This window comes from Streptomyces sp. NPDC001599, assembly GCF_042893535.1.
In the GTDB taxonomy this organism is placed as follows: Bacteria; Actinomycetota; Actinomycetes; order Streptomycetales; family Streptomycetaceae; genus Streptomyces.
Genome location: NZ_JBIAVA010000002.1, coordinates 165,237 through 189,075 on the forward strand (window position 1 = coordinate 165,237; position 23,839 = coordinate 189,075).

At 71.1% G+C, this 23,839-nt stretch carries 23 protein-coding genes and 7 tRNA genes; 10 read left to right on the forward strand and 20 right to left on the reverse strand.

Annotation, left to right across the window (positions count from 1 at the left end; genetic code table 11):
* The first annotated feature begins 175 nt into the window (after positions 1-175).
* Positions 176-1,831 (forward strand): hypothetical protein, encoded by a 1,656-nt coding sequence (locus ACFYZ3_RS05350; protein WP_030871091.1) that lies wholly within the window; start codon positions 176-178, stop codon positions 1,829-1,831.
* Positions 1,832-1,919: 88 nt separating this feature from the next.
* Here ACFYZ3_RS05350 and ACFYZ3_RS05355 read toward each other — a convergent pair whose 3' ends face one another.
* The 4 genes from ACFYZ3_RS05355 to ACFYZ3_RS05370 all read right to left on the reverse strand — a co-directional run bounded on the left by ACFYZ3_RS05355 (position 1,920) and on the right by ACFYZ3_RS05370 (position 6,475).
* On the reverse strand, positions 1,920-2,480 hold the full coding sequence (locus tag ACFYZ3_RS05355; protein WP_388514146.1) for an HIT family protein: 561 nt from the start codon (positions 2,478-2,480) through the stop codon (positions 1,920-1,922).
* Positions 2,481-2,568: 88 nt separating this feature from the next.
* Positions 2,569-4,545, reverse strand: a complete 1,977-nt coding sequence (thrS, locus tag ACFYZ3_RS05360; RefSeq protein ID WP_388514147.1) for a threonine--tRNA ligase — start codon at positions 4,543-4,545, stop codon at positions 2,569-2,571.
* A 92-nt stretch (positions 4,546-4,637) separates the two neighbouring features.
* Entirely contained in the window at positions 4,638-5,912 is a 1,275-nt protein-coding gene (locus ACFYZ3_RS05365) for a hypothetical protein (protein ID WP_388514149.1), read from the reverse strand.
* Positions 5,909-6,475: a DUF4365 domain-containing protein gene (locus tag ACFYZ3_RS05370; RefSeq protein ID WP_361010780.1), complete on the reverse strand. Its 567-nt coding sequence runs from the start codon at positions 6,473-6,475 to the stop codon at positions 5,909-5,911. The genes ACFYZ3_RS05365 and ACFYZ3_RS05370 overlap by 4 nt, the downstream gene beginning before the upstream one ends.
* A 170-nt stretch (positions 6,476-6,645) precedes the next feature.
* On the opposite strand from ACFYZ3_RS05370, the gene ACFYZ3_RS05375 reads away from it, so the two are divergent.
* Positions 6,646-7,371 (forward strand): 3'-5' exonuclease, encoded by a 726-nt coding sequence (locus ACFYZ3_RS05375; protein ID WP_385362417.1) that lies wholly within the window; start codon positions 6,646-6,648, stop codon positions 7,369-7,371.
* Between the two features lie 77 nt (positions 7,372-7,448).
* On the opposite strand, the gene ACFYZ3_RS05380 is transcribed toward ACFYZ3_RS05375, so the two are convergent.
* From ACFYZ3_RS05380 to ACFYZ3_RS05420, 9 genes are all read right to left on the reverse strand, one after another.
* Positions 7,449-7,520 (reverse strand) — tRNA-Val (locus ACFYZ3_RS05380).
* Positions 7,521-7,559: 39 nt separating this feature from the next.
* Positions 7,560-8,018 (reverse strand): SRPBCC family protein, encoded by a 459-nt coding sequence (locus tag ACFYZ3_RS05385; protein WP_388514151.1) that lies wholly within the window; start codon positions 8,016-8,018, stop codon positions 7,560-7,562.
* Positions 8,019-8,057: 39 nt separating this feature from the next.
* The gene (locus ACFYZ3_RS05390) at positions 8,058-10,796 is read right to left on the reverse strand and encodes a Tat pathway signal sequence domain protein (protein ID WP_388514153.1); all 2,739 of its coding nucleotides are present in this window, start codon (positions 10,794-10,796) and stop codon (positions 8,058-8,060) included.
* Between the two features lie 133 nt (positions 10,797-10,929).
* Positions 10,930-11,529 carry a hypothetical protein gene (locus ACFYZ3_RS05395; RefSeq protein WP_388514154.1) on the reverse strand — a complete coding sequence of 200 codons (600 nt, stop codon included), beginning with the start codon at positions 11,527-11,529 and terminating at the stop codon, positions 10,930-10,932.
* Positions 11,530-11,541: 12 nt separating this feature from the next.
* Positions 11,542-12,453: a carbohydrate ABC transporter permease gene (locus tag ACFYZ3_RS05400; protein WP_388514155.1), complete on the reverse strand. Its 912-nt coding sequence runs from the start codon at positions 12,451-12,453 to the stop codon at positions 11,542-11,544.
* Complete coding sequence (locus tag ACFYZ3_RS05405; protein ID WP_361010765.1) at positions 12,450-13,448, reverse strand: sugar ABC transporter permease; 999 nt, start codon at positions 13,446-13,448, stop codon at positions 12,450-12,452. Before ACFYZ3_RS05405 ends, ACFYZ3_RS05400 begins: the two co-directional genes overlap by 4 nt.
* The gene (locus ACFYZ3_RS05410; protein WP_388514157.1) at positions 13,448-14,749 is read right to left on the reverse strand and encodes an ABC transporter substrate-binding protein; all 1,302 of its coding nucleotides are present in this window, start codon (positions 14,747-14,749) and stop codon (positions 13,448-13,450) included. The genes ACFYZ3_RS05405 and ACFYZ3_RS05410 overlap by 1 nt, the downstream gene beginning before the upstream one ends.
* Positions 14,750-15,101: 352 nt before the next feature.
* A tRNA-Val gene (locus ACFYZ3_RS05415) sits at positions 15,102-15,173 on the reverse strand.
* A 100-nt stretch (positions 15,174-15,273) separates the two neighbouring features.
* Positions 15,274-15,726, reverse strand: a complete 453-nt coding sequence (locus ACFYZ3_RS05420) for a TIGR02611 family protein (protein ID WP_388514158.1) — start codon at positions 15,724-15,726, stop codon at positions 15,274-15,276.
* 191 nt (positions 15,727-15,917) lie between these two features.
* On the opposite strand from ACFYZ3_RS05420, the gene ACFYZ3_RS05425 reads away from it, so the two are divergent.
* Together ACFYZ3_RS05425 and ACFYZ3_RS05430 are read left to right on the forward strand one after the other, a co-directional pair.
* Complete coding sequence (locus ACFYZ3_RS05425; protein WP_004002642.1) at positions 15,918-16,331, forward strand: SsgA family sporulation/cell division regulator; 414 nt, start codon at positions 15,918-15,920, stop codon at positions 16,329-16,331.
* Between the two features lie 279 nt (positions 16,332-16,610).
* Complete coding sequence (locus tag ACFYZ3_RS05430; protein ID WP_385354526.1) at positions 16,611-17,171, forward strand: CGNR zinc finger domain-containing protein; 561 nt, start codon at positions 16,611-16,613, stop codon at positions 17,169-17,171.
* A gap of 87 nt (positions 17,172-17,258) precedes the next feature.
* Here the strand turns inward: ACFYZ3_RS05430 and ACFYZ3_RS05435 are convergent, their stop codons facing one another.
* Positions 17,259-17,438 carry a hypothetical protein gene (locus ACFYZ3_RS05435; RefSeq protein WP_003977283.1) on the reverse strand — a complete coding sequence of 60 codons (180 nt, stop codon included), beginning with the start codon at positions 17,436-17,438 and terminating at the stop codon, positions 17,259-17,261.
* 194 nt (positions 17,439-17,632) lie between these two features.
* Positions 17,633-18,088, reverse strand: coding sequence for a hypothetical protein (locus ACFYZ3_RS05440; protein WP_388514160.1), 456 nt, complete (start codon positions 18,086-18,088; stop codon positions 17,633-17,635).
* 190 nt (positions 18,089-18,278) lie between these two features.
* Between ACFYZ3_RS05440 and ACFYZ3_RS05445 the strand changes: the two genes are divergently transcribed.
* Positions 18,279-18,803 carry a DsbA family protein gene (locus ACFYZ3_RS05445; protein WP_388514162.1) on the forward strand — a complete coding sequence of 175 codons (525 nt, stop codon included), beginning with the start codon at positions 18,279-18,281 and terminating at the stop codon, positions 18,801-18,803.
* A 52-nt stretch (positions 18,804-18,855) separates the two neighbouring features.
* On the opposite strand, the gene ACFYZ3_RS05450 is transcribed toward ACFYZ3_RS05445, so the two are convergent.
* The 3 genes from ACFYZ3_RS05450 to ACFYZ3_RS05460 form a co-directional block, all read right to left on the reverse strand.
* Complete coding sequence (locus tag ACFYZ3_RS05450) at positions 18,856-19,680, reverse strand: GNAT family N-acetyltransferase (RefSeq protein WP_388514164.1); 825 nt, start codon at positions 19,678-19,680, stop codon at positions 18,856-18,858.
* Positions 19,681-19,849: 169 nt separating this feature from the next.
* The gene (locus ACFYZ3_RS05455) at positions 19,850-20,671 is read right to left on the reverse strand and encodes an aminotransferase class IV (protein ID WP_388514166.1); all 822 of its coding nucleotides are present in this window, start codon (positions 20,669-20,671) and stop codon (positions 19,850-19,852) included.
* Complete coding sequence (locus ACFYZ3_RS05460) at positions 20,668-21,729, reverse strand: chorismate-binding protein (protein WP_388514168.1); 1,062 nt, start codon at positions 21,727-21,729, stop codon at positions 20,668-20,670. The genes ACFYZ3_RS05455 and ACFYZ3_RS05460 overlap by 4 nt, the downstream gene beginning before the upstream one ends.
* Positions 21,730-21,906: 177 nt before the next feature.
* Between ACFYZ3_RS05460 and ACFYZ3_RS05465 the strand changes: the two genes are divergently transcribed.
* The 5 genes from ACFYZ3_RS05465 to ACFYZ3_RS05485 all read left to right on the forward strand — a co-directional run bounded on the left by ACFYZ3_RS05465 (position 21,907) and on the right by ACFYZ3_RS05485 (position 22,369).
* Positions 21,907-21,979 (forward strand) — tRNA-Gly (locus ACFYZ3_RS05465).
* A 38-nt stretch (positions 21,980-22,017) separates the two neighbouring features.
* Positions 22,018-22,091, forward strand: a tRNA-Cys gene (locus ACFYZ3_RS05470).
* Position 22,092: 1 nt separating this feature from the next.
* Positions 22,093-22,164, forward strand: a tRNA-Val gene (locus tag ACFYZ3_RS05475).
* 36 nt (positions 22,165-22,200) lie between these two features.
* Positions 22,201-22,272: transfer RNA gene (locus tag ACFYZ3_RS05480), tRNA-Val, on the forward strand.
* Between the two features lie 25 nt (positions 22,273-22,297).
* A tRNA-Val gene (locus tag ACFYZ3_RS05485) sits at positions 22,298-22,369 on the forward strand.
* A 55-nt stretch (positions 22,370-22,424) separates the two neighbouring features.
* On the opposite strand, the gene ACFYZ3_RS05490 is transcribed toward ACFYZ3_RS05485, so the two are convergent.
* Positions 22,425-22,712, reverse strand: a complete 288-nt coding sequence (locus ACFYZ3_RS05490) for a zf-TFIIB domain-containing protein (protein WP_109033875.1) — start codon at positions 22,710-22,712, stop codon at positions 22,425-22,427.
* 101 nt (positions 22,713-22,813) lie between these two features.
* Positions 22,814-23,749: a phosphotransferase gene (locus ACFYZ3_RS05495; RefSeq protein WP_388514170.1), complete on the reverse strand. Its 936-nt coding sequence runs from the start codon at positions 23,747-23,749 to the stop codon at positions 22,814-22,816.
* Between the last annotated feature and the right edge of the window lie 90 nt (positions 23,750-23,839).

Here is a 23,839-nt window from a genome sequence, read left to right on the forward strand (position 1 = left end):
GCCCCGGCGTACGACGGCGCGTTGGGCGGTCAACCCGCTCGCGTGGGGGCGCCTTCGGCCGTCCCGTGACGCACGACGGTCCCGGCGGATACGCTGATGACCAGATCAACAGGTGTGCGGGGCAGGGAAGTCGGGAAGGCCGCAGGAGCGACAGTGGTGGCGATCGGGGGCGGGAATGACCGTTGACGGCGGTTACGCGGACTTCTTCGGACCGCAGGTGCCGCGCACGGACGACGGCGGCCAGACGGCCACGTTCGCGCTGGCCTCGGCGGCCTACCGGGACAGCGAGGCCGAGGAGATACTCAAGGCCAACAGCGAGTGGCACAAGTCGGCCGTGAGCAAGCCCCGGATCAAGCTCTTCCGGCCCAACCTGGGCGAGGCGTTCTCCCGGGCGATCATCGACCGGATGCTGGGTCCCAAGCGGGCCCCGCTCATCCAGTCCTTCGGCACCCAGCCGCAGGTCGTCGTGGAGCACAGCCTCGCGGCGCACCGCATACGCAGGGACCGGGACAACTGGCTGAGCGCCGTCATGGTGCTGTGCGGACTGCTGTTCCTGCCCGGACTGCTGATCTGGCTCCTGGTCTTCCAGATCCGCACCACCGTCGCCCGGCGCGAGGACAAGCGGGCCGGCGCGCTCGCCACCGCCCTGCTGCTCGCGATGGCGGTCCTGGCCGTGCTCTTCCTGCTCAAGATGCCCTTCAGCGGCTTCTGGGCCTGGTACGCACGTGCCTGCGTCGTCGCGCCGGTGATCGGCTGGTTCTGGGCCAAGCGGATCTGCGAGCGCACGGCACGGGACCTCCGGGAGCGCTGGAGCGGTCTCCTGTCCGGCGCCGGCGTGGGCGCCAAGGTGCCCGAGGCCGTGCCGAGCAGCCCCGGCGAGACGGCGGCCGAGGAACTGCGGCAGTCGCTGGCCCGGCTCAGCGCCGAGCAGCAGTCCAACTCCGTCTTCTACGCCGGTCCCAAGGGGATCCTCGGCATGGGCACCCGCTGGGGCAACTGGCAGCTCGCCGAGGAGCTGGTCCCCGTCGACCCGGACCGGGAGATCAACCCGTTCCGCAGCTGGGACGTCATCAAGGCCATCCACGACCGGCTGCGGATGCTGGAGCGCGGCCCGCTGCACACCGGCGGCTTCACCAAGCCGACGGTGCGGCACTGGATCGTGACCCCGATCGGTGAGAACGCCGACTCGGTGTCCCGGCCCGAGGGTACGGACGTCGAGGCGTACCAGGTCAAGCAGCACGCCATACAGGAGATCTGCGACAAGCAGCAGTTCGGCGCGGGCGACCGGCACTACCTCGGCGTCCAGTGGACGCTGTGGGACGGCCAGTTGGTCATCTCCATGCTGATCACGGTGACGGTGCTGCACGAGACGCTGCGCATCGAGGTCACCGGACACGCGCTGGGCCCGGTGCACTCCCTGTTCACCAGCAAGCCCGCGGCCAAGGAGAAGCAGGTCCAGAAGTCGGTCAAGTTCTGGGAGACCCGCACGGTCAAGCTCCCGCTGGTCGACACCGACGAGGTGGTACGGCTGGCCGCACGGGCACCGCTGACCTGGTACCCCCCGCTGCTGTACTGGCTGGGCGGCAAGCTCACGCTGCCCGAGCCCTTCGGCGTGCGGCACGCCTGGGCGGACCGGCCGTGGCGGCACCGCTTCATGGCCGACGACGCGCTGCGGGCAGCCACGCCGGTGCTCCGGGCGGTGCACTCGGCGGCGATCAAGGTGCTGAAGGAGAACGGCGTGGACACGGAGAAGTTCGGTGCCCGCGCGGGCGGTCTGAGCGGGGCGGTGCAGGAGGCGGTGCCGAAGAAGGCGGACGTCTACGACGCGTAGGCCTCCGGCGGTTGGGCGGGGGTGTCGGGGTGGGCGTCCCTGGGGGCTGCGCCCCCAGACCCCCGCTTCGGCCTGGACGGCCTCGTCCTCAGACGCCGGACGGGCTGGAGGGCCAGGCCTCTGCAAGCATCTTGCGGGTGTCGCCCAGGAGCTGGGGCAGGACCTTGGTGTGGCCGACGACCGGCATGAAGTTCGTGTCGCCGCCCCAGCGGGGGACGACGTGCTGGTGCAGGTGGGCGGCGATGCCCGCACCGGCCACCGTGCCCTGGTTCATGCCGATGTTGAAGCCGTGGGCACCGGACGCGGTGCGCAGGGCCGTCATCGCCTGCTTGGTCAGCTCGGCCAGCTCCGCGGTCTCCACGGTGTTCAGCTCGGTGTAGTCGGCGACGTGGCGGTAGGGCACGGTCATCAGGTGGCCGCCGTTGTACGGGTACAGGTTGAGCACCGCGTAGACATGCTCGCCGCGCCGGATGATCAGACCGTCCTCGTCGGACTTGGCCGGGATCGAGCAGAAGGGGCAGCCGTCGTCGGCACCGGGGCCGCTCGGCTTGTTCTCGCCCTGAATGTAGGCCATCCGGTGGGGCGTCCACAGACGCTGGAACGCGTCCTGCGTCCCCACCCCCAGCTGCTGCTCCGGCTCACTCGTCATACGTGCAGCATATGGCGTCGGCGCCGGGAGACCGAAAGGGCCCCCGGGAGCTCCTCCCGGGGGCCGGTCCCCGCGTTTGCGGGGGATGTCACACCTGAATCCGGCGCTCCACCACATCAACGAGCTTCGCCAGTGCCTGGTCGCGCGGAATGCCGTTCTCCTGCGAACCGTCGCGGTAGCGGAACGACACCGTGCCCCCGTGCATGTCCTCGTCGCCGACGATGATCATGAACGGGACCTTCTGCTTCTGCTGCGTGCGGATCTTCTTCTGCATCCGGTCGGAGGAGGAGTCCACGTCGACACGCAGCCCCTTGCGCCGGGCCTCGGCCGCGAACTCCTCCAGGTACTGCACGTGCGCGTCCCCCACCGGGATGCCCACCGCCTGCACCGGGGCGAGCCAGGGCGGCATCGCGCCCGCGTAGTGCTCCAGGAGCACCGCGAAGAAGCGCTCGATGGAGCCGAACAGCGCGCGATGGATCATGACCGGGCGGGTCTTGGCGCCGTCCGCGGCCGTGTACTCCAGGCTGAAGCGCTCCGGCAGGTTGAAGTCGAGCTGGATGGTCGACATCTGCCAGGTGCGCCCGATGGCGTCGCGTGCCTGCACCGAGATCTTCGGGCCGTAGAACGCGGCGCCGCCCGGGTCCGCCACCAGCTCCAGGTTCTGCTTCTCGGCGACCTGGCGCAGCGTCTCGGTGGCCTCTTCCCAGGCCTCGTCGGAGCCGACGAACTTCTCCGGGTCCTTGGTGGACAGCTCCAGGTAGAAGTCGTTCAGCCCGTAGTCGCGCAGCAGGTTCAGGACGAAGGTGAGGGTCTTGTCCAGCTCCTCCGACATCTGCTCGCGGGTGCAGTAGATGTGCGCGTCGTCCTGGGTGAAACCGCGGGCCCGGGTCAGGCCGTGCACGACGCCCGACTTCTCGTACCGGTACACGGTGCCGAACTCGAACAGGCGCAGGGGCAGTTCACGGTAGGACCGCCCGCGCGCGTCGAAGATCAGGTTGTGCATCGGGCAGTTCATGGGCTTGAGGTAGTAGTCCACGCCCTCGTCGAGCTGCATGGGCGGGTACATGCCGTCGGCGTACCAGTCCAGGTGGCCCGAGGTCTCGAAGAGCTTCCCCTTGGTCGCGTGCGGGGTGTAGACGAACTCGTAGCCCTCCTCCTCGTGGCGGCGCCGCGAGTAGTCCTCCATGACCCGGCGGATGATGCCGCCCTTGGGGTGGAAGACGGCGAGGCCGGAGCCGATCTGCTCCGGGATGGAGAACAGGTCCAGCTCGCTGCCGAGCTTGCGGTGGTCGCGCTTCTCGGCCTCGGCGAGGAACTCCAGGTGCGCCTTCAGCTCGTCCTTGGTGGGCCAGGCGGTGCCGTAGATGCGCTGGAGCATCGGGTTCTTCTCGCTGCCGCGCCAGTAGGCGGCCGCGTTGCGCATCAGCTTGAAGGCCGGGATGTTCCGGGTCGTGGGCAGGTGGGGACCCCGGCAGAGGTCCTTCCAGCACAGCTCGCCGGTCTTGGCGTCGAGGTTGTCGTAGATCGTCAGCTCGCCGGAGCCGACCTCGACGTCCGCGCCGTCGTCGTGGGACGCGGAGCCCTTGAGGCCGATCAGCTCCAGCTTGTACGGCTCGTCGGCGAGCTCCTCGCGGGCTGCCTCGTCGGTGACCACTCGGCGGGAGAACCGCTGCCCGCGCTTCTGGATCTCCTGCATCTTCTTCTCGATGGCCTTGAGGTCATCGGGGTGGAAGGGCTTCTCGACGTCGAAGTCGTAGTAGAAGCCGTCCTTGACGGGCGGGCCGATGCCCAGCTTGGCCTCGGGGAACAGCTCCTGCACGGCCTGGGCCATGACGTGCGCGGTGGAGTGCCGCAGGATGTTGAGGCCGTCCTCGGAGGTGATCTCGACGGCCTCGACGGTTTCGCCGTCCTTGACCTCGTAAGCGAGGTCCTTGAGGTCGCCGGAGACACGGGCGGCGATGATCGAGCGCTCGCCGGCGAAGAGCTCGGCGGCCGTAGTGCCCGTCGTCACCACGCGTTCTTCCCGCTCGGAATCCCGCTGGATGATCACACGGACGTCTGACACCGGTCTCTCCTGACTGAAGGTGGGGCCGCGGCGCCATACCGGAGCGCGCGCATGGGGGCGATCGTACCGACCCGGGGCCGCCCACCGCGAAATCAGTCTCCGCAGTCCCCTCCGTCGCCGCAGGCCTCCTCGAAGAAGGCCGCGACCTCGACGTGCTCCTGGACGGCCTTCAGCAGCCGGTCCCGCTCCGCGTCGTCGACCTGGACGGGCGTGATCTCGCAGGCGCCGGTGAGCCGGCGGAACCCGCCCCGGCTCTCCAGCCGACCCAGCATCCGCACCGGCAGCCCGACGAGGTGGGCGTGCCCGGCGATCCGGTAGGCCTCCTCGTCCAGCGCGACGCGCACGTGCGGCACCTCGGCCCCGGCCAGCACCCGCAGCCGTACGGTGCCCGGGCCGCGGGGTCCGGGCCGACGCATACGGACGACGGTGCCGGTGATCCGCACCGGCACGGAGGGCTCCGCGCGCAGGTAGCGGGCGGCGGCCTCGCGCAGGGCGGGCAGGTCGCCCGGCGAGAACTCGACGGGTTCGGTGAGGGTGCCGCAGCCCTCGGGCACGCCCGCGGCAGGCGCCCAGCCGATGGCTATCCGGGCACCCTCGGTGCCCCGGACCAGGGCGACCAGGGACTCGGTCAGCTCGTGGCTGACCCCCGCCGCGACGGCGGAGTCGAAGGCTTCCGCGCCACCGGTGGCCCGCCGGTAGTCGACGGCCTCACGGGCGGCGTACAGGGCCTGGTGCAGGCGTACGGCCAGGGGGCGGCCGGTGCCGACCGGCAGGAACGCCGTGAGGTGGCGGCCACCGGGGGCGGGGCCCACCAGGACGTTCTCCAGGGCGGTCTCGGCGGCGCGCCGGTGCCGGGCGCCGTAGTAGCCGGCACGCGCGCGTGTGGCGAGCGCCCCGGCGAGCAGCATACGGCGGGCGGCGGAGCGCAGCTGCTCCTCCGCCGTCCAGGTCGCCGTGGAGCCGGGCCCCGTCGGCATGTCGCGTTCCCAGCGGATCTCGTCGCTGGGAACGGTGAGGGAGAGCAGGATCTCCCGGGCGGCGGGCGTACCGCTGCGGGACAGGGCGAGCAGCGCCTCGCCGAGCAGGTCGTCGCTGTCGGGGAAGGCGCGGCTGACGGGCACCAGGAGGCTGGTGACACCCGCGGCCGGGCCGGGCGGGGTCCAGCGGCCGTAGCGGCCGGGGGCACCGCCGCGCCGCTGCCAGCCGTGCCGGTGGAGCAGGGCGGTCAGCACGGCCGGGTCGACGGTGCCGGGCTCGGGCGCGGTGCCGTCGCGGGGGCGGTCGTCGAGGGCGTCGGCCGGGTGCGGTCGTACGGACCGCAGGGGTTCGGCGGGCCGCGGGGGGCCGTCGGCCGGGCGGTGCGTCATGGTTTCCCTCCCGTCCCGACCCGCGTCATGATCTCGCACAGCGCCCGGTCGTCGAAGATCCGCGCGGTCGGTATCCGCACGGTGGTGCGCTGCCGGCCCGTGATCGGGTGTCCGGCGAGGTTGGTCCAGTAGCAGCAGTGCCTGAGGTCGAGCCGGTCGTGTCCGGCGCGCAGCCACTGGTCCCGGGAGCGGGGGACGATCATCACGACCAGGATCTTGTGCACCGAGACCGGGGTGCGGGCGAGCTTGGCCAGGTGGTCGTTGTCGAGGGTGAAGGAGAAGGAGCGGCCGGGCGGCCCGGGCGCGATCTGGTACGTCGCCTTGAGCTGCACCTTGATGGTGACCTCGTCGTCGACGGTGTGCCCCGGGGCGCTGTGGCTCACGTGCCAGTCGATGCCGTTGTCCGGAAAGGGCTGGGAGAGCGAGCAGCCCGCCGCGGCGGCGACCGCGTGGAGGTAGCCGACCTGCAAGGTCTCCATGCAGGCGGTGGTGGCGAGAGAGCCGCGTGAGGGCGTGGTGCGCTCCGGCAGCAGCCCGCCCCGTTCGGGCTGCGCAATGGCCATGACCAACAGCCTTCCGAAACTGGTGAATCCCCGCTGCGGGTCTGTGAACTGCAAAGACCCGTACTCCTGTTGTGTCCTTCCGGCGTACGTCGCAAACAGCCCGGGTATCACCGAACCGGGACATGGGACGGCGCGTCAGCTGCCGCGCTCGGACGAGGAGTTGAGTGCCTATGACGAGCTGGTTCGAGGGGCCGTTGGCCGCCTTCGACACGGAGACGACGGGTGTGGACACCGAGACCGACCGGATAGTGTCGGCCGCCCTCGTCGTCCAGGACGCGCCGGGACTGCGCCCGCGGGTGACCCGGTGGCTGGTGAACCCGGGCGTGCCGGTGCCGGAGTCGGCGACGGCGGTGCACGGGCTGACGGAGGAGTACGTGCAGCGCCACGGGCGGTGGCCCGCACCGGTGATGTACGAGATGGCGGAGGCGCTGACCGAGCAGGCCCGCGCGGGGCGTCCGCTGGTGGTGATGAACGCGCCGTTCGACCTCACGCTGCTGGACCGGGAGTTGCGCCGGCACCGCGCCTCGTCGCTGGGCCGCTGGCTGGAGCGGACGCCGCTGCACGTGCTGGATCCGCACGTGCTGGACAAGCATCTGGACCGCTACCGCAAGGGCCGTCGTACCCTCACCGACCTGTGCGCGCACTACGGCGTGGAGCTGGAGGGCGCCCACGACGCGGCGGCCGACGCACAGGCGGCGCTGGAGGTCGTACGGGCGGTGGGGCGCCGCTTCCAGGCGCGCCTCGAGCGCCTCTCCCCCGCCGAGCTGCACACCCTCCAGGCGGTGTGGCACGCCGGACAGGCACGCGGGCTGCAGGCGTGGTTCGCGCTCAACGGCACCGAGGAAGCGGTGGACCCGGCCTGGCCCCTTCGCCCGGACCTGCCGGCGGCGGCGTGAGCCTTCGTCCCCGGCCCGCGCGAACGCCGGAACACGAAGAAGCCGGTCCGTCGTGCGACGGACCGGCTCTTCCCGGGTGGGCGATACTGGGTTCGAACCAGTGACCTCTTCGGTGTGAACGAAGCGCTCTCCCACTGAGCTAATCGCCCGGGAACGCACTGAACAATACAGGGCGCCCCGCGTTTCCATCAAACCGCTTGCCCGCCGCCTGCCAGGTGCGCGGCGAGGCCCTGCCGTCCCGCCCGCATCATGAGGCGGTGGTTGGCCCGGAACAGGGGTCTTGCGGGCACGGCGAGGCGGCGCAGCAGCGGCTTGCGGACGACGACCTCCTGGTCGTAGCGGACGAGGGTGGCGGAGCCGCGCGGCGCGACGGTCCAGCGCGCCCAGCCCTCCATGTCGCCGCTCATCGCGACCTCCAGCACCCCTTCGGCCGGGTCCCGGCGCTCCTCCCGCACGGTCGCGGTGAGGTCGTACGGAAGCAGGGAGCGGAACCGGATGAGGCCGCTGGTGTCGTCGAGCCGCGTGACCTCGCGGACCTGCGGCCACCAGCGGGGGTAGTCCTCGATGCGTTCCAGGGCCCGGTAGACGTCCGGGGCGGGCGCGGGCAGCGGCCACAGGCTGCGGAAGCGGTAACGGTTCCAGTCCACCCGTGCAGTGTGCCCGCGCCCGCGCCCCGTACGGGCCCGCTACGGCATCCTGTCCCCCAGGAGTGCGAGGTTCTCGATGGCGGCCAGGCCGTAGAGCGCGGTGTCGTTGGTGGACACCCAGCTCGCCTCGCTGCCGGGGACCAGGGCGATGGGGCCGCTCAGCTTCTCCGTCGTCCAGGGTGCCGACTCCTTGTAGCCGTCGGAGTCGTAGAACTTCTGCCACGCGCGCGTGGCGAGCTTGCCGTCGCCGGTGTGTACGGCGGCGTACGCGTCGAGGCGTGAGTGGCCCTGGAAGAGGATGAGGCTGCCGAAGTCGGCGCCGTAGCGCTCGGCCTGTTCGGTCTTGCTCGCGTTGAAGTAGCGGCAGTAGTCGTAGTACGCCGCCTCGAACTCCGGCATGTCGACGAGGTCGATCAGTTCGGCGCACAGTTCGTTCAGGCCGAAGACGGCGGAGAGGTGGGAGACCTCGACCTTCGGGGTGTCGGCGACGGCGAACTTCCCGGTGTCCAGGTCGTACAGGCCGCTGCCCTGGACGAAGCCGTTGGGCTGGGCGGCGATGGTCTCCATGGTGGACAGGACGCGGTCCCTGGCCTTCTCCCACTGGGGGCCCTTGCGTTCCCACTCGGTGAGCCAGGCCGAGACCAGGCCGCTCCAGTCGGTGCCGAAGCCGACCGACAGGGCGTTGCGGTCGGGGGTGTAGGGCTCGGTGCGGATCTTGCGGAGCGGGTCGAGGGCGAGGAAGGTCTCGTCGGAGTCGACGTTGGCGTGCATGAGGTCGCCGACGCGTTCGTCGGCGGTGAGGAAGTAGTAGAAACGCCGGTAGGTGGTGTTGGCGATGCGCTGCTGCTTGGCGCTGTCGGCATAGTGCTGGACGCCGTGCCGGGTGCCGAGGCCGGCCCATTCGCCCAGGTGGTAGACGTCGACCTCGCCGGTGTGCCGGGTCATGGCCTCGGCGAAGCGGAAGATGTCGGCGCGGCCGGAGCGCAGGTAGGCGTACCAGAGCCAGAGGTCCGGGGAGAGTTCGGAGTTGTCCCAGGCGTAGCCGCCGATGTCGTACCGCCAGGTGTGCCGGGCGGCGTCGTAGGTGTGCATGATGTCGCCGTAGTCCCAGAAGCCGTACCAGCGGCGTTGCTCCACCTGGTCCTTGTAGTAGGTGAAGAGGAAGTCGAGGTGGTCCTCGATCTTCGCCTTGGCGGGAGTGGAGCGGTCGGGCTCGGAGTAGAGGCCCGGGCCGAAGACCCCGGCCTTGATGAGCTGCTTGGGCGGGGCGGCCAGTTGCGGGAGTACGCGCACCGCCTCGACCTGTTCGGCGAGCCGCTCGGCGCTCGGGGTGGCGTCGTTGGCCCAGAAGAGGAGTTCCGAGGTGCGGGCGATGCCGTAGGGGGTGCCGAACTCCGGTTCGTAGTCCTCGTAGGTGATGTTGAGGCCTTCGAGCTGCTCGGGGAACGTGTCCTGTCCCATGCCGTCGTGGTAGAAGCGCAGGTCCATGGGCTGGGCCTCGGGTGACCAGAGCCAGAGGGTGACCTCGGCCTCGTCGGTCTGGGCGTCGCGGATGTCGAGCTGGGCGGGGTGCTTCTCCCAGAAGTCGCGCAGGCCGAAGGAGAGGCCGCCGCTCGCGCCGCCGACGTAGCCGAAGCCGGAGGCGCGCCGGCCGCCGCCCGCGCCGATCCAGCCGTGGCCCTTCTTGGTGCGCTTGCGCAGGGTGAAGCCGTCGGCGGACAGTTGGGAGAGGGTGTAGTCGCCCCACTCGGGGATGTACTGGAGCCGCGTGGTGACGCGCTGGTCCCAGGTGGCGGGGTCGGGCAGCTTCTCCCCGGCGAACTGCGCCGCTTGGACGGCCGTCCCCGGGTCGCGGCGCAGGCCGGTGATGCCCTTGACGGCCTCGCGGAGCAGGCCGGTGCCCTCGCCGCCGATGCGGATGTGGCGGTCGTGGGCCTCGTCGCGCATCGGGACGGTGAAGCGGACGCCGAGGCCGCGGACGAAGTCGCCGCCGGCCCTGCCGGGCTCCTGCTTCCCGTCGAACGTGATGGTGTGCACCATGCGGAAGGAGTCGGCGCCCGCGTAGAAGTAGAGGCGGATGGAGAAGGGGAGCCAGCCGCGGCGGCCCTTGCGGTGCTTGCCGTCGACGCGGACGACGGCGCGGACCGGGCCGTCCTGCTCGACCTTCACGTCGTCGATCGCGCCGTCGAAGCGTTCGTACTTCACGGTGCCCTGGTCGCCGTCCTCGACCTCGGGCTGGCGCAGCAGGACGAGGCGGCCGTTCTTCGCGATCTCGGTGGAGCCCCGGGTGAGCGACTTGATCAGTGCCGATCCGGAGGTGCCGATTCTCGCGGTGACGACGCCGGTCGATATGTCGATGGTGCCGCCGTGCCGCGTGACGGTGACCTTCTTGGCGGGGGCGGCCGGGGTTCCGGCGGCGAGGGTGAGCTTGCCGTTGCCCGAACCGACGGCGTGGGCGGTCCACTTGAGGGAGCCGTCGGGCCAGTGCGCGAGCGGCCAGGACTGTACGGGTACGGCCTTGCCGTCGGCGTCCGTGACGGCGAACGGCTGGTCCTCCTGGAAGGTGCCCCTGGGCCAGGGGACGCCGACGGTGGAGCCGGGGGCGGCGCCGAGGCCGCCGTCCTCCAGCCAGGTCAGGGTGACGGGGCCGTCGTCGGCGACCGGGGCGGCGGCGGGCGCGGCCTGTGCGTTCTTCGTGCCCAGTGCCCAGCTGAACTGGGCGGCGGCACCGGCGACGGCGGCCGCCTTGAGGAGGGACCTGCGGGGAATGGGGGACATGGCCTTTCCTTTCCGTGCGGGTGGGCAGGGGTGTCAAGGGCATGACAGACAGAGGTGCGGCTCGGAGACACCGACCTCGGTACGGAGGGGTGGCCACCGCGGCACGGGGCCACCCCGGGGCGAAGGCGCCGGGTCAACGGCGCCGGTAGCGCTCCTCCACCGCCACGGCCGCCGCGGCGACGGCGCCCAGGACGGCGACGGCCAGCGGTGCGCTGAACCAGCCGGAGCAGGCCACGACGGCCAGCCCGCCGACGAGGAGGAAGGAACCGGCGGGGTCGAGCACGGTGCGCCGGCCCGCCCGGGCGAGCAGCGACCGCCAGGAGGCGCCGGGCTGCCAGTCCGCCGCCGCCCGCAGCCCCGCGACGGCCGCGCCGATCAGGGCGAGGACGCCGACGGCGCCGACCAGCGGACCGCCGGGCAGACCGTCCCGTACGGCCCGTACGTCGATCCACACCACCGCGAGGGCGACCCAGCCGGCGACCCCGACGAGCCACCCGTGGCGCACCGCCGCCCGGAAGTCGGCGACGAACTCCCGCCAGCCGCCGCGCTCGTGGGCCATCCGGCGCCCGAGGTGCCGCGCGCCGGCCGCGAACGCGGCGGGGTAGGTGACCAGCCCCAGCGCCGCCACCGCGATCCACACGCCGGTGAGCAGGCACTCGGCGAACAGGGCGAAGCCCTGGGCGAACCGGGACTCCCCCGGCTCCGGACGGGCCTTGGCGCGCGCTTCGGTCATCGGAATCCCACCTCAGCCCTTCAGGCCGGACGTCGCCATGCCGTCGATCAGATAGCGCTGGAAGGCCAGGAAGAACGCGAGGACCGGCAGCAGCGCGACGAGCGACATGGCGATCATGCCGCCGTAGTTCGCCAGGCCCTCCTGGTCCACGAACATCTTGAGGCCGAGGGAGATCGTGTATTTGCCGGGCTCGTTGAGGTAGATCAGCGGGCCCATGAAGTCGTTCCAGGAGTTGATGAAGGTGAAGATCGCGCTCGTGATCAGCGCCGGCCGGCACAGCGGGAGCACGATCGACCAGTAGATGCGGAAGTGCCCGCAGCCGTCGAGGCGGGCGGCCTCGTCCAGCTCCCTGGGCAGGTTGCGCATGAACTGCACCATCAGGAAGACGAAGAACGCCTCGGTGGCCAGGTACTTCCCCAGCAGCAGGGGGGTGTACGTGTTGATCATGTCCAGGTTGCGGAAGAGCACGTACTGCGGGATCAGCAGCACGTGGTACGGCAGCAGCAGGGTGCCGATCATCAGCGTGAAGAGCAGGTTGCGGCCGGCGAACCGGATCTTCGCGAAGGCGTAGGCCGTCAGCGAGCAGGACACCACGATGCCGATCACGGAACCGACGGCGAGGAGGAGCGAGTTGACGAAGAACGTGGAGATCGAGATGTCCGCGATGCCGTCGGCCAGGCTCGTGTAGTTGTCGGTGATCGGGTCGCCCGGGAAGAGGTCCAGGCTGCCGACGATGTCGCCGCTCTCCTTGAAGGAGCCGCCGATCACCCAGAGCACCGGGTAGAGGATCACGGCGAGGATCGCCAGCGACCCGAGGTGCCAGGCGAGCGACCCGGGCAGCCGGCGCCGGAGGGCGGCGCCCCTGGTGGACGCGGGCGGTGGGGCTTCGGTGGCCGGAGTGACATCGGTGGCCTGCGCGCTCATCGGCCGCCCTCCTCGTAGTGCACCCAGCGCTTCTGGGACCAGAACAGCACCGCGGTGACCAGGGCGACCGCGACCAGCAGCATCCACGCCATGGCGGAGGCCAGGCCCATGCGGCTGTTCTCGAAGCCCTGGACGTACAGGTAGCAGGTGTAGACCATCGTGCCGTCCGCCGGGCCGCAGGCGTTGCCTCCGGCGCCGCCGCCGACGATGTAGGCCGAGCTGAAGATCTGGAAGGAGTGGATGGTCTCCAGCAGGACGTTGAAGAAGAGGACCGGGGAGATCATCGGCAGGGTGATGTTCCAGAACTGCCGCAGCTTCCCCGCGCCGTCCACGTCGGCCGCCTCGTACAGCTCGCGCGGGACCTGCTTCAGACCGGCCAGGAAGATGACCATCGGAGCGCCGAACTGCCAGACGGTGAGGGCCACGAGGCTGTAGATGATCAGTTCCGGGTCACCCGTCCAGCCGCCGGCGTCGATGCCGAAGAGCTGCTGGGTACGGTCGACGACCGCGTCGTCCGAGAAGATCGCCTTCCACACGATGGCGACGGACACGCTCGCACCGATCAGTGACGGGGCGTAGAAGGCGGCCCGGTAGAAGGCCTGTCCGCGCCTCTTCTGGGCCAGCAGCAGCGCGACACCGAGCGCCGCGATCAGCTTGATCGGCGTGCCGACGACGACGTACCAGAGCGTGATCCTGACCGAGTGGCGCCAGCGCGGGTCGCCGAACATCTCGGAGAAGTTGTCCAGGCCGATCCACCTGGGGGCGTCGAACAGGTTGTAGTCGGTGAACGCGAAGTAGAGCGAGGCGACCATCGGGCCGGCCGTCAGCAGCAGGAACCCGGCGATCCAGGGGGACATGAAGAGGTATCCGGCCAGGTTCTCCCGGCGGCGCCGCCGCTTCAGCTCGGCGGGGCGCGGGGACTTCACCGGGCCGTGCCGCGGCTCGGGCTCCGCCCGGCCCTTCAGCGCGGGGGCGTGTGTCACGGCGCTTCCCATCAGCCGGCGAGAGCCGTCTTCGACTCGGTGAAGAACTGCTCGACGGCCTCCTCGACGGACCGCGAGCCGAGCGCCATCTCCTCGGCGATGCGCAGGAACGCGGCCTCGCAGATGTCGGCCCCGTTCGGGTGCGGGGTGATCTGCTCCAGGACACCGGCCTCGACGAGCGACTCCTCGTAGGCGGCGATGGCCTTGTTCACCGGGTCGGTCGGCTGGTAGGCGTCGTACTGGGCCTGTGTGGTGGGGACACCGCGGTCGTAGCCCATGATCTTGGCGACCTCGGGGTCGTGGACCATGAAGTCGATGAACTGGGCGACTTCCTTGGGGTGCTCGGTGCGCTTGTAGCCGCTGAGCATCAGCGAGCCGAGGTACTGGCCGGTCCGCTTGCCGTCCGTGGTCGGGATCGGCGCGAGTCCGTACTCGCTCTTGCCCTCGGAGGTGTAGCGGACGGTGAAGTTGTCCCAGGTGAACTCACTGCCGGCCAGTTCCGCGGAGAGGGCCGACTTGGGCTTGATCTGGGCGACCTTCTTGGCATCGGCGAACAGGCCGGACTTCACGCCCTTCTCCGCCTTGGTCCACCAGGTGGTCAGATCGGCCTCGGTGAAGCCGAGTCCGTCCTCGGTGAAGAATGCCTTGCCGTTCTGGCGCAGGTACAGGTCGTAGAGGTACATGACGCCGTACATGCCGCTGTCCCCGGCGCGGCCGGTCTTGTCACGGACCTTGGTCATCGCCGCGTCGAAGTCGTCCCACGTCCAGCCCTGTTCGGGCTTGACGCCGGCCCGGGTGTAGACGGGCTTGTCGATGACCAGGGCCATCGAGTTGGAACCGACGGGCACGCCCAGGAGTTTGCCGTCGATCTCGCCGAACTTCTCCAGCCCCGCGCGGAATCCGTCCATGGAGAGGTTTCCCGCGTCGACCTGTCCGCTCAGATCGAGCAGGACATTCTTGGCATCGTATTTGCGGAGGAATCCGATGGCATTCTGGAAGACGTCCGGTGGATTACCTCCGGAGGCCTGGGTGTTGAACTTCTTCCAGAAGTCGGTGTACGGCTGGAAGTCGGTCTTGACCTTGATCTTCGGGTACTTCTTCTCGAAGAGCGCGATGGTCTTGTTGATGCGCTCGGCCCGGTCCTCGGCACCCCACCAGGAGTAACGGATCGTCACCGTTCCGTCTCCGGAGCCGCTGCCGCCGCCGCACGCGGTGGCCGTGGCCCCGAGTCCGGCGACCGCCAGCGAGGCCCCCGCCGCCTTGAGGATCGTGCGCCTTCCGGCCTGCCGCTCCGCATTCCCGCCCTGCTGCATACGAGCCTCCCCGCGACGTCGCTTCCGCTCATGAATCGTTTCAAGTAAGCGCTTGCTGGCACAAGGTACGGAGGGCTCAGGGGTGCGTCAATGATTCGGACAGGAATTGATGGACGGGGGCCGAGACCGACCCGGCGCACCTTTCCGCAAACGCCGTCCGGCGCCCTGAAGAACCCACAGGTCGGCGCGGCGCGACCGACCGGCCGAACAGCCGCGGGGCTACGGCGGGCCGCGGCGCCGAAGGTCACGGTTGGGTGAAGGCGGGCGGAAGCGAAATGCCGGGACACCCGGACGCGGCGCACACGAGGGCGGCCCGGCTCACGATCGTGAGCCGGGCCGCCTGATGATCCGGTGGGCGATACTGGGTTCGAACCAGTGACCTCTTCGGTGTGAACGAAGCGCTCTCCCACTGAGCTAATCGCCCGGACGCAGGGAGAACATTACCCCATGTCAGAGCCGCCGGTGACCACCGGGGGCGGCACCGACGCACCCGCGGGGGCGGCCGGGCGCACCCCCGTGGGTGATCACTGGTCCTTGATGTTCCAGGGCAGCTCGAGGCCGAACTTCCACAGGTAGATCCCGGCCAGCACGGCGATGATCACCACACCGATCGAGGTCAGGATGATGTTGCGGCGCCGCACCTTCGGATCGAGGGCACGCTGCGCCGCCTCGGTGACCTTGCGCTTGGTCCAGCGCAGCACCAGCTGGGCCCAGACGAACTCGGTCGCCCAGATCGCCATGCCGCCGAAGATCACGACCCAGCCCGGTCCGGGCAGCACCAGCATGGCGACGCCGGCCAGCACGACCGCGAGGCCGACGACGAAGACGCCGACCTGCCAGCTCAGGTGCAGCGCACGTCGCGCCTTGACGAATTCCGGTGCCCGCGAACCGAGCGCCCGCTCGGCCGTGGCCTCGTCCGTCCCCGTACGGTCTTCCGCCACGGCTGCCTCGCCGGGCTTGTTACTCCCCGTGTTCATACGGCCAAACACTACCGGAGCGAAACCTGTCACCGGAATGGGCGCACGACTCGAACGATCCGTCGGCCGGAAGAGTTACGTAAACACACGCAAAATACTCAGAGGGGTTTACAACGGCACCGTAGGTGGCATGTCGATTTCGCCGACGTGCGAATCCCCGAGCGCACACTGAGCGAAAGGCCCTGGCGCTTATGAACACCACGGTCAGCTGCGAGCTGCACCTGCGCCTCGTTGTGTCGAGCGAGTCCTCCCTGCCTGTCCCCGCAGGCCTGCGGTACGACACGGCCGACCCCTACGCCGTGCACGCCACCTTCCACACCGGAGCCGAGGAGACCGTCGAGTGGGTGTTCGCCCGCGACCTCCTCGCCGAAGGTCTCCACCGTCCCACCGGCACCGGCGACGTCCGTGTCTGGCCGTCCCGCAGTCACGGCCAGGGCGTCGTGTGCATCGCTCTCAGCTCCCCGGAGGGCGAGGCACTGCTCGAGGCCCCGGCGCGGGCCCTGGAGTCCTTCCTGAAGCGCACAGACGCCGCCGTGCCTCCCGGCACGGAACACCGGCACTTCGATCTCGATCAGGAGCTCTCGCACATCCTGGCGGAAAGCTAGGGCGGGGCCCCGCGTGAAGCCGCCCGTCGCCGTCGACTCGGGGTGACGGCACGGGCCCGGACAACCGCATACGGCACACACCGGCGTCGTCGCCGCGGATCTCCCGCGGGGGCGGCGCCGCTGCGTGCGCGGGGCCGGGGAACGAAGGCGGGCCGGCCACCGTTGTAGGGGCAACCGACGACCGGGACCGGCTCGTGGCCGGTTCGCCCGCCGCGCGAGCCACTACCATCGGCCAGCATCGGCGGGCGTCCGCCCGACCCCCAGGCCAGGGAGCGAAACGTGCTGATCACCCACGACACCCGGTGCGCGCTCGACACCGTGGTGGATCTGGTGAACACCGTGCCGGAGGAAGAATCGGCTCCGGACGGACTGCCGGACGTCGCGGCCCTCCAGGAGTTCGTGGGAACGCACGAGATCAGCGACGTCGGCGTGCTCACGGAACTCGATCTCTCGGCGGTGCGGCGCATCCGCGCGCGGTTCGCGGCGGTCTTCGCCGCTCCGGACGCCCGGACCGCCGCGGGACTGATCAACGACCTCGTCGCGGCCGCGGGCACCACGCCCCGGCTGACCGACCACGACGGCTACGACTGGCACATCCACTATTTCGCGCCCGGCGCCTCCGTCGCGGACCACCTGACCGCGGACTGCGGGATGGCCCTGGCGTTCTTCGTGGTGGCCGGGGAGCAGGAGCGGTTGCGGCGGTGCGAGGCCCCCGACTGCCGGCGCGCCTTCGTCGACCTGTCCCGGAACCGCTCGCGGCGGTACTGCGACAGCCGCACCTGTGGAAACCGCTTGCACGTGGCCGCCTACCGGGCCCGGCGCAAGGAGGCGGCGGGCTGACGCCACCCTTCGGGGCCCGGTGAGGCCGCGGACGGCGGGACGGCGACGCGGCCCCCGGCGGGTGGCGCCGGGGAGCGCGGGTACGGCTCACAGCAACAGCAGATCGTGCAACGAAGCCATGAGCAGCAGACACCCGATCACCGCTAGGAAGATCATGAGCGGTGGCTGGGAAAGGGCGAAGAGGCAGCCGCGTGGTTCGTCCTGCACCCGCGCGGTTTCGCTCTGTCTCGTGTCCAGCTGGGAATCCAGCTGAGTGGTGTCCGGCATCTCGCCGCGATGATGACGCAGCGGGCGGGGTCCACGCGATCAACACGCCCGTTACGACCGGGTGTTGGTTGAATGTCGCAATGTCCGGTCGGATCGTGATCATTCCGGAGCGCGGGCTGTCGGGCTCGGACCGCTGTGTCGTTTCAGCCCCGGAGGTCGGCCGTCAGGTCCTGTGCCTCATATCCGTGCTTCTCTCATATCCCGTGCTTCTTGAGGATGGCCTCGATGTCGCTGAAGTCGTCCTCACCGCCCCGGGACGCCTTCGCCGGGCGGGACGCGGGCCGGCCGGCCGGCCGGGGGGAGCCGGATCCGAGGGAGGGGGCGGAGGCTCCCGGAGCCACCGCGTCGCGCTGTGCCGCGGCCCGCGCCTCCTTGCGCTCCTTGCGGGTGCCGCCGCGACGGCGCTCCACCGCGCGGGTGGTCATGAAGAGCACCCAGGCCACGCCCAGCACTCCGAAGCCGGCCCAGGCCACCGGGCTGAAGGCCGTGTCGGCCAGCCACTCGACGACCCCGGTCATCACCAGGCCGATCGGGACCAGCGAGTAGGCGGCGATACGGGCAGCGGTGAGGAATCGCCTGCGGTACGCGGTGACCGCCGCGATGCCCAGGCCTGCCGCGGACACCGCGGAGCAGACGGTCTCGGCAATCATCCGGTCCTCCAGGGCTGGGCTCGGTCGGGCATGAGTACTTCGTCCCTTCCATCCTGCACCGTCCGCCCGCCCCGGGGCCATGCCGGGGGACCGAGATCAGGGAGATCTCGGGGTCGGCTCCTCCGCAGGTGCGGGTGGGCGTGGTACGACGCCGGTTGGGCGGCGAGCCGGGGGCTGGGAGGATGGGGGCATGAGCGACTCCTCCCCCGCCCGTTCCGCCGCGCCCGTCCTCGACGTCTGGTGCGAGCTCCAGTGCCCGGACTGCCACACCGCCCTGGACGACGTCCGTGCCCTGCGGGCCCGCTACGGCGACCGCCTGGAGGTGCGGCTGCGGCACTTCCCGCTGGAGAAGCACAAGTACGCCTTCGCCGCCGCGCAGGCCGCCGAGGAGGCCGTCGTCCAGGGCCGGGGCTGGCCGTACGCCGAAGCGGTCCTGGACCGGGTCGCGGAGCTGGACCGTAAGGGAGAACCCTTCCTGGTCGAGGTCGCCCGGGAACTGGGACTGGACGCCGAGGAGTTCGACACGGCGCTCGTCGACGGCCGGCACATCCTGATCGTCGACGCCGACCAGGCCGAGGGCAAGGCGATCGGCGTGACCGGCACCCCCACCTACGTGATCGGCGGCGAGCGCCTCGACGGCGGCAAGAGCCAGGAAGGGCTGCGCGAGCGCATCGAGGAGATCGCCGACCGGCTGCTCGCCGAGCAACGGGACTGACCGACGACGGCCGTGGCGGGGCCGGGTCCCGGGGCCGGGTCGCCGCCCGTCGTCACAGCAGCGGCTTGCAGTAGCTGTACCGCGTGGTCTCGTAGCCGAGCGACTCGTACAGCCGCTCGGCGGCGGTGTTCCCGGCGAAGACGTTGAGGCCGATCAGGGAGCGGCCGGCGGTGACCGCCTGGGCCTCGGCCAGCCGCATCAGGGTGCGGCCGTGTCCCCGGCCCCGGTGCGGGGCGTCGGCCTCGACGTCGAAGACGAAGGCCCCGTCCTCGCGCAGCGCCAGCCACAGGGTCCCGACCCGCTCACCCTCGTGCTCCAACACGCTGAACAGCATGTTCTCGGTGGCCGGCCCCTGAGGCAGCAGCACTTCGTGATCGCGGCGGGCCTTCGCGTGCGCGTCGGCCTCGGGCACGCCCCGTTCCATCCAGGTCCGGGCGTAGCGCTCCGACTCGTACGCGTGCCAGGCGGCGAAGTCCTCCGGTGTCATGGGTCGCGCCCGGCTGCCCGCGGGCAGTGCGGGCGGAGTGTCGCCGAGCGGCTTGGCCATGGCGCGGTTGCGCACGGCGTAGCCGAGCGCCTGCGCGAGCCGCGTGCCCGCCTCGGCGTCACCGGCGACGCCCGCCTCGATCTGCCGGCAGCCCCAGGCGCGCGCCACCTCCTCCGCGGCGAGCGCGGCCACCGTGCCCCGGCCGCGTCGGCGGTCCGGTTCGTCGACGCGCAGCTTGTGGATCACGGCCACCGAGTCGCCGAGGGAGGGCGAGGTGCCGAGGTGCAGCACACCGACGGGGCGGCTGTTCACGCACACCTGGTAGTGGCGCGAACGGGTCCCGTCGGCGGCGCGCTGGAGCGGCTCGGTCGGCCGCAGGGTCGTGGTCATCAGGGCAGTTCTACCCACCGTGGACGAGAACGGCAGCCGAATATCGGCGGCTTCGAGGATGCGGGCCGCCGATCCAGGTCACGGATCCGGCACATGGATCCGCCTCACGGATCCGGCACATGGATCCGGCTCATGGATCCGGCACATGGATCCGGCACATGGATCCGGCTCACGGATCCAGGTCGTCCCCGGACCGCTCCTCGAAGATCCGCATGGCCTTGGCCGTCACCGGTCCCGGGGCGCCCGGCAGTTCGCGGTCGTCGATCCGGTGTACGGCCTGTACGTCCCGCAGCGTCGAGGTCAGGAAGACCTCGTCGGCACGCTCCAAGGCGTCCAGCGGGAGGTCGGTCTCGCGGGCGCCGGTCCACTCGACGGCCAGTGCGCGGGTGATCCCGGCGAGGCAGCCGGAGGCGACCGGCGGGGTGTGGATCTCGCCGTCGAGGACGACGAAGACGTTCGACCCGGTGCCTTCGCACAGCCGGCCCACCGTGTTGCCGAACAGTGCCTCGGAGGCGCCCCGTTCGCGTGCGCGGGACAGGGCGACGACGTTCTCGGCGTAGGAGGTGGTCTTCAGGCCGGTGAGCGCACCGCGTTCGTTGCGGGTCCACGGCACCGTGATCACGGCGGTGGAGTCGGGCCGGCGGCCGGTCTCGCCGAGGGCGACGACGAGGGTCGGGCCGTGCTCGCCGCGGTCGGAGCCGAGCGGGCCGTGGCCGCCGGTGTAGGTGATGCGCAGCCGGCCCAGCGGCATCGGGTTGGCCTCCAGCACGGCGGCACAGGCGCGGCGGACCTCGTCGAGGTCGGGGGCGGGCAGGCCGAGGCCGCGGGCCGAGCGGGTCAGCCGGTCCAGGTGCCGGGTCAGCGCGAACGGCCTGCCGTCCACCGCCTTCACGGTCTCGAAGATGCCGTCGCCCACGGTCAGCCCGTGGTCGAGGACGGAGACGCGGGCAGCGCCGATGTCCTGCAACCCGCCGTCGAGCCAGATCTTCATGTCGCCAGCGCCTCTCCCGTCGCGTTCACCTCGTACGCACCCGACGCTACCGCGAGCAGCCGCGAGGCCTTCAGTTCGGTCTCCCGCCACTCGCCCTCCGGATCGGAACCCCAGGTGATGCCGGCGCCGGTGCCGAAACGCAGCCGCGCGTCGCCGTTGGCGGCCCGGTCGATCCAGAAGGTGCGGATGCCGACGGCCAGCTCGCCCGTGCCCCGGTCGGCGTCGACCCAGCCGACGCCCCCGCAGTACGGGCCCCGGGGCGCGGTCTCCAGCGCCTCGATGATCCGCAGGGCGCTGGACTTGGGCGCGCCGGTGACGGACCCGGGCGGGAACGCGGCGTCGAGCAGCTCCGGCCAGCCGGCGTCCGCGGACAGCTCGCCGCGCACCGAGGAGACCAGGTGGACGAGGCCCGGGTGCTTCTCGACGGCGCACAGGTCGGGCACCGTGACCGTGCCGGTGGCGCAGACGCGCCCCAGGTCGTTGCGGACGAGGTCCACGATCATGACGTTCTCGGCGTAGTCCTTCTCCAGCAGGTCGGCCTCGGTCCGCCCGGTCCCCTTGATCGGCCCGGACTCGACCGTCCGGCCGTCCCGGCGCAGGAACAGCTCGGGCGAGGCGGTGGCGATCTCGACGCCGTGCTCCGGCAGCCGGATCGTCCCGGCGTACGGCGCCGGGTTGCCGCGGGCCAGCAGGGCGGTGAGGGCGTCCACGTCGGCGCCGGGGCCGACGGGCGCGGAGAGCACCCGGCAGAGGTTGGCCTGGTAGACCTCGCCCGCGGCTATGCGGTCGCGGATGCGCCGTACGCCCCTCGTGTACGCGGCGCGGTCGAGCGACGACGTCCAGTCGCCGACGGCGGGGCCCCGCCACGCTCCCGGCCTGGGCGCGGGCACCGGCTCGGTCCTCACCTCCGCGAAGCGTGCGCAGGTCAGGCGGCCTTCGAAGTCCGCGCAGACGGCCCAGAACCCCTCGGATTCGAGGGCGGCGGGATCACTCGTGACGTCGAGGAGACCGGTGGCGAGACGGTCGCCGAAGCGGGCGAGGGGAGGGAGGTCGAGCACACTGCCGAGTCTAGGCGGGTGGCTCCCGGGTGACCCGAACGTGTCCTTCCGGGTGCCCTGACCAGGTCCGCGACCGGACGCACCGCAGCACGCTGCACAAACGCGTTTTTGTGCTGGCCCCGGAATCCGCTAGAGTTCATCACGTCGCCGGGCCGCGCAAGCGGACCGAACCGACAGGCGGACGTAGCTCAGTTGGTAGAGCGCAACCTTGCCAAGGTTGAGGTCGCGAGTTCGAGCCTCGTCGTCCGCTCGCAGGAAGAGGAGACCTCCCGGGTCTCCTGCACTCCTGGTGGAGTGGCCGAGAGGCGAGGCAACGGCCTGCAAAGCCGTCTACACGGGTTCAAATCCCGTCTCCACCTCCAAGGACGATTAGCTCAGCGGGAGAGCGCTTCCCTGACACGGAAGAGGTCACTGGTTCAATCCCAGTATCGTCCACTGATCCGCTAGGATCACCGGTCCGCAAGGATCCCCGCGCGATTAGCTCAGCGGGAGAGCGCTTCCCTGACACGGAAGAGGTCACTGGTTCAATCCCAGTATCGCGCACGCAGTACCGCACCTGGTGCTTCCAGGACGATTAGCTCAGCGGGAGAGCGCTTCCCTGACACGGAAGAGGTCACTGGTTCAATCCCAGTATCGTCCACACAAAACGAAGCCCCCGGCCGCCTCGAGCGGCCGGGGGCTTCGTCGTGGGCGGGTCAGCTCGAGAAGAGCATGCGGCCGAAGCTCTTCTGGCGGTGGTGGCCGTAGTGGCCGTGACCGCCGCCGTGCGGGGCGCCCCAGGCCGGCGCCTGGGCCGCCGGGTACGCCTGCGGCGCGGCGGGCGGGGCCGGCGGAGCGGGCTGGGACCACTGGGCCTCCAGGCGGGTCAGCGACTCCAGCTCGCCGTAGTCGAGGAAGATGCCGCGGCAGCCGCTGCACTGCTCGATCTGAACGCCGTTGCGGTTGTAGGTGTGCATCGGTGCGTGGCACTTGGGGCACTGCATGCTCGGCTCAACTCCTCGCCGGTCGGTCCTGCTTCGCGTATCGCCAGGACAGACTCCGTCCCGCCCCGGGTCGGTTGCACCCTACTTCGCGCGACTTCGGCTCAACCCCGCGGGTCGTCGGGCCGGACGGAGGCCATGCGCGCGCACGCGTCGACGAGGGAACGCTCCACCTCGTCCAGCGCCCGGCCCTCCAGGACCGCCTTGGAGACGGCCCGGGCGGCGGTCTGCGCGGTGAGGGCGCGGGCCGGGACGTCCAGGGCGGGCCACGGGTCGCCCTCGGCGGGGACGGCCGGGCCGCCGGCGGCGCGGTAGGCGGTCAGGAAGCGGTGCCACTCCTCGGGCGGGAGCAGCCCGCAGGCGTACCAGGCCGCGGGGCGGGCCAGGTCCCAGGCCGGGACGCCGGTGCCGAGGTCGTCGACGTCGATCAGCAGCCAGGGCCCGTCGGGGGCGGGGTGGCGTATGAGCTGGCCGAGGTGGAGGTCGCCGTGGCAGAGGGCGGCCGGTCCCGGCATGGCGGCCTCGCCGCGCGCCCAGGCGGGGAGGGCGGTCCAGGCCGCCAGCACGGGCGCGGTGGCGGGGTGGTCGGGGGCGGTGTCGCGCAGGCGTGCCGCGGCCAGGGCCGCTTTCGCGGGGCCGCGCATGGGAGGCAGGGCGGTCGGGGTGGGCGTGCAATGGAGACGGGCTAGGAGGGTCGCCGCGGCTTCCCACGGGGCGGCGTCCGGATCCTCGGGGTCCACGGGCGTGCCGTAGGGCCAGTAGGTGACGAGCCGACCGTGCAGGTCCACAGGGGCCGGGGCGAGCGGGGGCAGGAGGACGCCGGGGAGCCTGGCGGCCGCGGTGACACGCAGGGACAGCTCGGCGGGGTCGGCGTCCTCGGCGTGGGCCTTGGCGACGGTGCCCGCGTGCCGGACGACGGTGGCGTCGGGGCGGTCGGCGAGGGTGGCCGCGCCGCAGGGGCAGGCCGGGGTGCGGGCGTGGGCCGTTTCCCTGACGCGGGCCTGGAGGGCGGGGAGGAGGGCGTGGGCGTCCGTGGTCACGAGGGTGAGGGTACGCAGGCGGAGTGTGCCGCCGCGCTCCCCGTCGCGGCGCCGCCCGGGGAGGGAAAAGCAATGCCGGCGCAGCTCCCC

Bases quoted from the DNA above. Each gene is read 5' to 3' on its own strand.
- ACFYZ3_RS05350 (WP_030871091.1), top strand. From the start codon at position 176: ATGACCGTTGACGGCGGTTACGCGGACTTCTTCGGACCGCAGGTGCCG.
- ACFYZ3_RS05355 (WP_388514146.1), bottom strand. From the start codon at position 2,480: ATGACGAGTGAGCCGGAGCAGCAGCTGGGGGTGGGGACGCAGGACGCG.
- ACFYZ3_RS05365 (WP_388514149.1), bottom strand. From the start codon at position 5,912: ATGACGCACCGCCCGGCCGACGGCCCCCCGCGGCCCGCCGAACCCCTG.
- ACFYZ3_RS05370 (WP_361010780.1), bottom strand. From the start codon at position 6,475: ATGGCCATTGCGCAGCCCGAACGGGGCGGGCTGCTGCCGGAGCGCACC.
- ACFYZ3_RS05375 (WP_385362417.1), top strand. From the start codon at position 6,646: ATGACGAGCTGGTTCGAGGGGCCGTTGGCCGCCTTCGACACGGAGACG.
- ACFYZ3_RS05390 (WP_388514153.1), bottom strand. From the start codon at position 10,796: ATGTCCCCCATTCCCCGCAGGTCCCTCCTCAAGGCGGCCGCCGTCGCC.
- ACFYZ3_RS05395 (WP_388514154.1), bottom strand. From the start codon at position 11,529: ATGACCGAAGCGCGCGCCAAGGCCCGTCCGGAGCCGGGGGAGTCCCGG.
- ACFYZ3_RS05400 (WP_388514155.1), bottom strand. From the start codon at position 12,453: ATGAGCGCGCAGGCCACCGATGTCACTCCGGCCACCGAAGCCCCACCG.
- ACFYZ3_RS05405 (WP_361010765.1), bottom strand. From the start codon at position 13,448: ATGGGAAGCGCCGTGACACACGCCCCCGCGCTGAAGGGCCGGGCGGAG.
- ACFYZ3_RS05410 (WP_388514157.1), bottom strand. From the start codon at position 14,749: ATGCAGCAGGGCGGGAATGCGGAGCGGCAGGCCGGAAGGCGCACGATC.
- ACFYZ3_RS05420 (WP_388514158.1), bottom strand. From the start codon at position 15,726: ATGAACACGGGGAGTAACAAGCCCGGCGAGGCAGCCGTGGCGGAAGAC.
- ACFYZ3_RS05425 (WP_004002642.1), top strand. From the start codon at position 15,918: ATGAACACCACGGTCAGCTGCGAGCTGCACCTGCGCCTCGTTGTGTCG.
- ACFYZ3_RS05435 (WP_003977283.1), bottom strand. From the start codon at position 17,438: ATGCCGGACACCACTCAGCTGGATTCCCAGCTGGACACGAGACAGAGC.
- ACFYZ3_RS05440 (WP_388514160.1), bottom strand. From the start codon at position 18,088: ATGATTGCCGAGACCGTCTGCTCCGCGGTGTCCGCGGCAGGCCTGGGC.
- ACFYZ3_RS05445 (WP_388514162.1), top strand. From the start codon at position 18,279: ATGAGCGACTCCTCCCCCGCCCGTTCCGCCGCGCCCGTCCTCGACGTC.
- ACFYZ3_RS05450 (WP_388514164.1), bottom strand. From the start codon at position 19,680: ATGACCACGACCCTGCGGCCGACCGAGCCGCTCCAGCGCGCCGCCGAC.
- ACFYZ3_RS05455 (WP_388514166.1), bottom strand. From the start codon at position 20,671: ATGAAGATCTGGCTCGACGGCGGGTTGCAGGACATCGGCGCTGCCCGC.
- ACFYZ3_RS05490 (WP_109033875.1), bottom strand. From the start codon at position 22,712: ATGCAGTGCCCCAAGTGCCACGCACCGATGCACACCTACAACCGCAAC.